At 46.3% G+C, this 8,237-nt stretch carries 6 protein-coding genes and 4 pseudogenes; 2 read left to right on the top strand and 8 right to left on the bottom strand.

The window, feature by feature from the left end; genetic code table 11:
- Nucleotides 1-1,203: pseudogene (gene tnpC, locus JNC77_RS17280) on the top strand (IS66 family transposase); the annotation flags it as partial.
- A 17-nt stretch (nucleotides 1,204-1,220) separates the two neighbouring features.
- On the opposite strand, the pseudogene JNC77_RS17275 reads toward tnpC, so the two are convergent.
- The 5 genes and pseudogenes from JNC77_RS17275 to JNC77_RS17255 form a co-directional block, all read right to left on the bottom strand.
- Nucleotides 1,221-1,651: pseudogene (locus tag JNC77_RS17275) on the bottom strand (IS110 family transposase); the annotation flags it as partial.
- Nucleotides 1,652-1,929: 278 nt separating this feature from the next.
- A complete protein-coding gene (locus tag JNC77_RS17270) occupies nucleotides 1,930-3,213 on the bottom strand; it encodes a TRAP transporter large permease (RefSeq protein WP_374834747.1) in 1,284 nt (427 codons plus the stop codon).
- Between the two features lie 12 nt (nucleotides 3,214-3,225).
- Nucleotides 3,226-3,741: a TRAP transporter small permease gene (locus JNC77_RS17265; protein ID WP_374834746.1), complete on the bottom strand. Its 516-nt coding sequence runs from the start codon at nucleotides 3,739-3,741 to the stop codon at nucleotides 3,226-3,228.
- Complete coding sequence (locus JNC77_RS17260; RefSeq protein WP_374834744.1) at nucleotides 3,738-4,712, bottom strand: DctP family TRAP transporter solute-binding subunit; 975 nt, start codon at nucleotides 4,710-4,712, stop codon at nucleotides 3,738-3,740. Before JNC77_RS17260 ends, JNC77_RS17265 begins: the two co-directional genes overlap by 4 nt.
- A 42-nt stretch (nucleotides 4,713-4,754) precedes the next feature.
- On the bottom strand, nucleotides 4,755-5,852 hold the full coding sequence (locus JNC77_RS17255; protein WP_374834742.1) for a mandelate racemase/muconate lactonizing enzyme family protein: 1,098 nt from the start codon (nucleotides 5,850-5,852) through the stop codon (nucleotides 4,755-4,757).
- A 150-nt stretch (nucleotides 5,853-6,002) separates the two neighbouring features.
- Here JNC77_RS17255 and JNC77_RS17250 point away from each other — a divergent pair, with 150 nt between their 5' ends.
- Nucleotides 6,003-6,899, top strand: a complete 897-nt coding sequence (locus JNC77_RS17250; protein ID WP_374834740.1) for a LysR family transcriptional regulator — start codon at nucleotides 6,003-6,005, stop codon at nucleotides 6,897-6,899.
- A 115-nt stretch (nucleotides 6,900-7,014) separates the two neighbouring features.
- Here JNC77_RS17250 and JNC77_RS17245 read toward each other — a convergent pair.
- The 3 genes and pseudogenes from JNC77_RS17245 to JNC77_RS17235 all read right to left on the bottom strand — a co-directional run.
- Nucleotides 7,015-7,278, bottom strand: a pseudogene (locus tag JNC77_RS17245) (integrase core domain-containing protein); the annotation flags it as partial.
- Nucleotides 7,271-7,514, bottom strand: a pseudogene (locus JNC77_RS17240) (IS3 family transposase); the annotation flags it as partial. The pseudogenes JNC77_RS17240 and JNC77_RS17245, both read right to left, overlap by 8 nt.
- 246 nt (nucleotides 7,515-7,760) lie before the next feature.
- Nucleotides 7,761-8,237: IS3 family transposase (locus JNC77_RS17235; protein ID WP_374834738.1), on the bottom strand; the 477-nt coding region annotated here is incomplete at its 5' end.

Below are 8,237 nucleotides of genomic sequence, written 5' to 3'. Positions count from 1 at the left end.
CTCGAAACTGCCATCGCTACGATCCATGCAGAAGACGAAGCTGATACACCTTCAGGCAAGCGTATATCCAGGCCGCGCGCCGTCAATCGTGGCTCTCTTCCCAAACATCTGCCACGTATTGATGAAGTTATCGAGCCGGAAAGCCTGATCTGTTCTTGCGGTGGCTGTCTGCATTGCATTGGCGAAGATGTTTGCGAGCGACTGGATGTGATCCCTTCGCAGTTTCGTGTCATTGTCACGCATCGTCCCAAATATATATGCCGTGTTTGTACGGATGGTGTCACACAAGCTCCGGCTCCGGCCCGATTAATTCCGTCAGGTTTACCGACAGAGGCAATGATCGCCCATATACTGGTATCCAAATATGCCGACCATCACTGCTGTATCGGAAAGCTCAGATTATGGCGCGTCAGGGCATAGATCAAGACAGGCTACTTCTGGGCTTTAGCACGCGATGATCGACCATGGGCCGCCTATGCAGGCAGCAATGCACCGCCTCGTGTTGCTTTTACTTATGCATCGGGACGTTCCGGCCAATATGCGGAACAGATATTGCAGGGCTTCACAGGCATCCTAAAGGTCGACGGTTATGCAGGCTATAATCGGCTGATCGCGCCTGATCGTGTTGGACCGAATATACAATTGGCTTATTGCTGGGCTCATGCGCGTCGCAAGTTCATTGAGATCGCACGGACTGGTTCGTCCCCGGTTGCAGAAGACGGCATAAAACGGATCGGTGAGCTCTACAGGATCGAAGCGGAAATCCGCGGTCTTAACCAGCAAGCGCGCCTCGCAGCGCGACAAGAGCAATCAAAGCCGCTGATCATCGACATGGAAACATGGCTTGTTTATCACCGTACACGAGTATCAGCAAAAGCCCCATTGGGCGAGGGTTTAAAATATATTGCCAAATACTGGGATGGCCTCTGCCGGTTCTTATCCGACGGCCGTATCGAGCTGGATAATAACAGTGTCGAACGAACGATCCGGCCAATCGCATTGAACCGCAAAAATGCGCTCTTTGCAAGCCATGAAGCAGGTGCCCACAACTGGGCCACAATCGCTTCACTCATTGAAACCTGCAAACTCAATGCCATTGATCCGCAAAAATGGTTGACCAGCACGCTCACGGCAATCGTCAATGGCCATAAACAGAGCCACATAGACCAACTTTTACCATGGAACTATCCAAACAAGGTGTGATCGCAACATCGCTTACAGAGGACTGACCGTAACGCGTTGACCAACTCCGTACGTTGGCAGACAAGCCGTTCTCTTCCATGAAAAAGAAGCGCCTTAGCTTGCTGCTCCTCCATCTTCGGAATGATGAAGCGCATCTCCGGCTGTTGTGCGGCGATAAAAATCGCTTCGGCATCCGCTGCATCATTTTTCTGACGCTTTACAAACGGGCGGACATACTGGGGAGCAATCAGCTTTACCTCATGGCCGTATTTGGCTATCTCTCGTGCCCAATAATGCGCACTGCCACAGGCTTCCATAACCACGGTCGTCGCAGGGTGCTCCGCCATGAACTTGCGAAATTGTAGTCTCAATAGCTTTTGCGGAATTTTAATTGCCCCGTCATCGAGACTCCGTGCACCTGGAAAACGCTTTTAGCCAGATCGATCCCGAGCATTGTATCTGTAGTCATGTCTGCCATCCTTCCCATCGAGTAGATTGAATGCAACAATCTTCAAACAAAAATTGTCGCTTGGATAGGGCGGCAACCACTCCATCTATTCAAACTTCACCAATCGGCGTGGCATCCTCTGCCTGCTTCAAAACAAAGACGATTTGTGCATCTGAAATTTACCCACTTTCATGAAATTCTCATCCTCCCGTAAAAGGCGTTATAAATGAAAAATTCCAGCTGAAAATGGACCGATATAAGAGGCGCACGTCACTCCACGTTTACGAAACAAGTTATCATCAACGCATGCCAAATAAGTACAGGGTGCCAAGACTAATTATCGGAAAGTACGTAATGAGCATTAAACACAACACGATCACTCCGACCATCGGTAGCAGATAAGGTATCATTTTATGCAAAGAGACCTTACCAACGGCTGCAGCGGCAAAAAGATTTACACCAAAGGGCGGTGTGATCATACCCAATGCCAGATTTGTGATCATAATCAAACCAAAATGCACTGGATCAATACCATAGCGGAGCGCAACAGGTGCAAGAATTGGTGCTATAACAACAATCGATGCTGATGTTTCTACAAACATACCAATCAAGAATAATATGACATTTACAGCTAACAGGAACGTAAATGCATTATCAAAATTCTCAATTATCCATTGGCTGATAGCAGCTGGAATACCTGCGCGTGTCAATATAAAAGAGAATAAACCTGCCATGGATATGATGAACATTATAATGGCAGATGATATAGCTGATCTTTGTAATATTACTATCAAACCCGCAAAATTCAATTCACGGTAAATGAATATGCTGACAATAAGTGCATAGAAAACAGCGATAATTGAAGCTTCCGTCGGTGTAAATATGCCTCCATAAATCCCGCCAAGAATAACCACTGGCATTAATAGAGCCAGTAAGGAACGTTTTAGGCTGGTAAAAAATGGTGTCGATATTTTTTTCTGAGTTTCAGCCGGTATGTAAAAAAATTTAGACCAAAGTAAAACAAAGATAATAAGTGCTGTAGCAATCAATAACCCCGGCCCCAGACCAGCAACAAACAGATCGCCGACAGGCGCACCAGCAGCTACACCATATAAAATCATTGGAATGGATGGCGGGATGATCACGCCTAATTCTGCAGAGGTTGCTTGTAAAGAAGCGGCGAAACCAACTGGGTATTTTTGCGCAACCATTGCAGGGATCAAGATAGCGCCAATTGCATAAGTTGTTGCAACACTAGATCCTGAAACTGCCGCAAAGATCATACAAACAACTACACATGTTGCCGGTAGACCGCCGCGCGTATCGCCGATGACGCTCTCAACCAAATCAACCAAGCGTTTGGAAATACCACCCGCGGCCATCAAGTTTCCAGCAAGAATAAAAAATGGAATTGCGGCTAGAGGAAACTTGTCTAACGCAATATAAGCCTGCTGAGGCAGGACAAGCAATGGTAGGTTAGAAAACGCAATAACGCCGGTAAGACCAGCTAAACCGATAGCAACGGCCACCGGAACTGACAACATCATTAGGCCCACTAAGAGCAAAATCATTGTGATTAGCATGCTTTTTTGCCCTTAGCTATTTTCAGTTTCGTGATCAATTTCCGAGCGCGGGTCAAGCAAGTGCGCCAGTGCTGCGATAATTGAAATAATGGCGCCAACGGGTAACGCTGCATAAGCCCAACTCGCTGCTATACCAATACCAGCAATAGTCTGAAATTTTACGCGCAGAGCGAGCTCGATACCAAACCAGGCAATAAAGCCCAGCAACGTTAATACGCTCATCAAAATGATTGTTTTAACGAGCTGTCGCATTGGTCCGCGACTTTTAGAAAGCATCCAGTCAACTGAAATAAGTGTTCCTGAGCGCATAGCTGCTGCTAGACCCAGATAAGCCATCCAGATGAGGGTCACTTGAATAAGGGGCTCGGACCACTCTGCTGATACGTGCAGAATGAAGCGTGCAATAATCTGGTAGAGCCCAACGAGCGAAGCAACAGCCAAGCCGGCAGTCGCTAGCGCGACTGCCGCTTTGGTAAGAAACTTCTCGAAAGTCAAAAATACTTTCAACGGAGAAGTTCTATCGTTCATTCTTTTGTCTCACTGATAGCATCCAAACGATCCTTGCCGAATTGATCAGCAAATTTGGCGTATAGACCATCAAGTTTGGCACGAAAAGCGTCCTTATCAACATCCGTAATAATTTCTATGCCTTGCGCTTTCAAACCATCCAAACCAGTGACTAGAACAGCTTCTACTTCATCTCGGTTACGCTTCATTGCATTTTGGGCAGCAGTTTTAAAAACTAGCTTATCTTCATCGGACAATGCGTTGAAAGCAGTTGGTGAGATCAGCAATACTAATGGTGTAAACGCATGATCTGTAATACTTAAATATTTCTGTACTTCACCAAATCGGTTATTGATAATAGCACCGACCGGGTTTTCCTGACCATCGACAACACCTTGTTGCAAGGCTGTATAAACTTCTGGAATAGCCATTGGTGTCGGTAAAACACCAAGTTCCTTCCAAACAGCAATATGCATTTCATTCTGCTGCGTGCGGATTTTCATTCCTTCGACATCTTCCGGCTTGGTCACTGGGCGTGTATTGTTGGTGAGTTGCCGAAATCCCATACCGCCAAAAGCAAGGCCGACCAAGCCCTTTTCCGGCAAGGACGCCAGCAATTGTTCTCCAACAGACCCTGCTAAAACGGCCTCGGCATGATCAAAATCCCTGAACAAAAACGGGACGTCAAGTATAGCAAAATCAGGAGAAAAATTGACTACGACAGAGGTGCTTGGGACGGCCATGTCAACAGTCCCGAGCTGAACACTCTCGATAACTTCACGGTCGCCGCCCAATGCTCCGCCACCTTGAAGATCAATAGCAATGCGGCCATTTGTTTTTTCCGCAATTTCATCCGCAAATTGTTTCATTGCAATTGCTTCAGGTGCCTGAGTTCCACCAACAAAACCAAGCGATAAGGTAACGTCAGCCGCAGAAGCTGATACGGACAACGCCATCAGGCTTATGCATGTTGCCAAGATTGTTTTTTTCATAGTTTCCTCCAATATTAACCATCTGATTTATTTGTTCTTCGCTCAAAAGATGATTTGTGAATGCTCGGTGATGTGTTTTTCAAAGGTTTCGGGCTTAATATCGATACCAAGACCGGATCCGTCAGGAATAGGAATTTTCCCGTTTGCATCCGGTGTGACGTGGTAGATATCCGATCGAAGAGGATTAAAACTCATATCATATTCGAATAACGGGAATTGAGTGTTTCGCCCACGATCAGGCAAAACCGCTGCGAATTGCAGAGATGCTAGAAAATTTATGCCTGTACCCCAGACATGAGGCGCCAACGGAATTTCGAAAGCATCTGCCAGACCAGCAACTTTCATTCCTTCGGTAAAACCGCCGCAAATGGCCAGATCCGGTTGCAAAATGCCGAGCGAATTATCTGTAACTATGTCACGAAATGACTGGACACCACAAAAAGATTCACCACCCGCTACAGGCACCGTCAATTTGTCCGCCAGTTTGCGGTAACCTGGAAAATTATCATGCGGTAATGGTTCTTCGAACCAGCCTATATTAAATTCATCGGTCTCACTCGCCAGTTTCAATGTGCTAGCAATGTTTGAAGATTCATTAAGATCAACCATCAAAAGCTTTTCGGCACCAATCATTGCCCGGGCAGTTTTAACTGCAAATACATCCTGTTTATGGCCGATGCCGATGCGAATTTTAAGCGCTTGAAAGCCTTGATTTAAATAAGTTTCGACTGCCGTTTCAAAACCTTTGTAACGGTTTTCTCCCGCTGGCAGAAGCGGTCCACTGGCATATGCCATGATGCTTTCACGCAAGGATCCACCAAGCAATGCAGCGATAGGCTGGTTTGCAACGCGGCCATATGCATCCCATATGGCCATATCTAAAGCACTGATTGCCATATGTGTCTGGCCACGCCTATCCGGTATGCAGGCCTGCAATAATGCTTGATGTATCGCACGAGGATTAGTGATGTCTTTGTTCAGCACATGGCGGGCAAGGTTACGTTTAATGAGTTCTGCTGCAGCATATGGGTAAGCCCAGCTTTCTCCCCATCCCTCAATACCGCCATTCGTTGTAATTTTAACGAGTAAAGCACTTCTTTCGCTAAACACCCTTAAGGCGTTACCAGCTAATTCCGGCATCGAAGCCTGAAGAATATAAAAATCAATGGATTTGATCAGATCGGCTGAGCCATTCACGAATATAAGTCCTCATTTCAGTCAAAACCAACATAATCATTTGCAATTCACTAAACAAATTAGAATAATGGTAATAATACATTAGGAAACCAAATGTCTCAGCCTACATTAGCGCAATTAGAAGCCTTTTATTGGACAGCTACTCTCAGTTCGGTAGATCGTGCCGCAAGCATTCTAAATGTTGCTCAGCCTACAATTTCACTGCGCTTAAAAACTTTAAGTGATGCTCTTGGTTATATTCCGCTCCAAAAGCATGGGCGGCACTTAAAACTTACATTACAAGGCGATGCATTACTCGAAGAATGCAAAATAATTTTTGCTTGTATGGAGCGTATCGGCGGTCAAGGCTATTCTAACAAGGTCTCAGGCCCCATCCGAATTGGATTTGCCGAAGGATTCGCGATGATCTGCTTGCCTGACATTCTCAAAGAGCTACACAAGAATTACCCGGAGCTACAACCTGAATTAATGGTTTCCACTTCGGCTCAGATCGAACCGGAGTTACATGCATTAAAGCTGGATTTGGCTTTTATTGTTAATCCCACAGAACATGAACACTTTAAGCTAATACCTTTAGGCGCTCAAGAAACATCCTGGATTGCTGCAACCAGTTGGAACCTACCTACAATAGTCAGGCCCAAAGATTTAATGTCGCTTCCGATTATATCTAACCCCATCGGATCACTTAATTACCAGCAAATGATTGGCTGGTTTGCCAGTAATGGCTTGACCCCTACTCGCGTTGATTTCTGCAGCAGTGTTTCCATTCTATCGGAACTCGTAAATAAAGGCGTCGGAGTTGGCATTTACCCCAATAAAGTTGCTGATAATGAAGTCTCTGGCGGAAGAGTGAAAATTTTACAAACTGACCCTCCGGTAGCCAATACACCCATTTTCGCCAAGTTCCATCGTCAGTCACGCAAAGCAAAGCTTGATGCAGTGCTAAATACAGTGACGAAAATCTTGGCTAATCTTGATTATTTACGTTAAGCCGTGCACTCATAAACTGGGCTTGCAAATTGGTTTTATTTTGATGCACTGAAGAGACGTGGCTCGGTTTGTCTGAACAGTTTCGAGCGTTTCTTTAAGTGGATTTCCGCCGCGATTATGCTGCCATCATTATTGGTGTCTGTCGGTCAAGCGATGAATGGGAACGTCGGTTGTTATAGAAGGCCAGATATCGGCCGATGCCAATTCTGGCTTCGGATACGGTTTTGTAAGCGTGAAGATAGACCTCCTCGTATTTGATCGACCGTCAGAGCCGCTCAACGACAGAGGAGGGAATAGAAATCATGGATGGCCCCATGATTTCCCGACGATGATTGTCGCGCCAAGCGCCTTTTCCATCCATCGAAATGGCAGCCTCGGCTGAACCCGAGAAGCCTGGCTTGCCGTGTAACCGACAGCTTGTGCGCGCGGTCGATCATTTCTTGTACCTCAGCAATTCCGCCTTGCTGAACGCTCTTGACAAAAAAACATTCTCCAATGTCAGTTCACCGATTTTAGCATGAAGCGTTTTAACGTCGACAGTTGGAACTGGAGGTTCGGCTTTAGCCTCGTCGCCGAAAACGCCGATCGCCCCTCAAGGAGTTGAGCCTTCCATTGCTTATTGCGCCTTCAGTGCTCCATGCCGCAACACGTTCCTTTTTCATCTCTTTGAGCTGAGTGTGGACAAGTTTAAGGCGTTCAAATTGACGGCAAAGTTCACGCAGAAGAAACGGCCCCAACTCTCTGCCGTCACCATTACGGATTGACGAAAGCCAGTTTTTCCAACGTCCTCCCCACAGACCACGTACTGATCTTATCCGTGAAGGATCAGTAGGGCTCGGATACTGAATAGCCCCGCGTTTATTAGACACTCTTCGTCTTCAGTTTGTGGTTCTGTTCAAAGTGTGCTGGTGACAGCATACCATTTCTAACGTGTTTGCGTTGCGGGTTATAAAACATCTCAATGTAATCAAATACGTCTTGCCTTGCTTCAGCTCGAGTTCTGTATGTTTTGCGCCGAACGCGCTCTCGCTTCAGCAGGTTAAAAAAGCTCTCAGCTACAGCATTATCGTGACAATTCCCACGGCGGCTCATGCTGTGCTCAAGATTATGTTGTTTTAGGAATGAAGCCCAGTCCATACTTGTAAACTGGGAGCCCTGATCTGAATGTATCATGACCCGCTCTTTTGGTTTTCGTCGCCACACGGCCATCAACAAAGCCTGTAAGACCAGGTCTGTAGTCTGGCGCGATTGCATTGACCACCCGACGACGCGTCGAGAAAACAGGTCGATGACAACAGCCAGGTAGGAAAACCCTTCATATGTCTTGATATAGGTAAT

Source organism: Paenochrobactrum pullorum (assembly GCF_041929845.1).
Classification (GTDB): Bacteria; Pseudomonadota; Alphaproteobacteria; order Rhizobiales; family Rhizobiaceae; genus Paenochrobactrum; species Paenochrobactrum pullorum.
The sequence above is the reverse complement of the archived record's forward strand: the minus strand, read 5'-3'. Positions and strand labels throughout refer to the sequence as shown.

Bases quoted from the DNA above. Each gene is read 5' to 3' on its own strand.
- JNC77_RS17270 (WP_374834747.1), bottom strand. From the start codon at position 3,213: ATGCTAATCACAATGATTTTGCTCTTAGTGGGCCTAATGATGTTGTCA.
- JNC77_RS17265 (WP_374834746.1), bottom strand. From the start codon at position 3,741: ATGAACGATAGAACTTCTCCGTTGAAAGTATTTTTGACTTTCGAGAAG.
- JNC77_RS17260 (WP_374834744.1), bottom strand. From the start codon at position 4,712: ATGAAAAAAACAATCTTGGCAACATGCATAAGCCTGATGGCGTTGTCC.
- JNC77_RS17255 (WP_374834742.1), bottom strand. From the start codon at position 5,852: ATGCCGGAATTAGCTGGTAACGCCTTAAGGGTGTTTAGCGAAAGAAGT.
- JNC77_RS17250 (WP_374834740.1), top strand. From the start codon at position 6,003: ATGTCTCAGCCTACATTAGCGCAATTAGAAGCCTTTTATTGGACAGCT.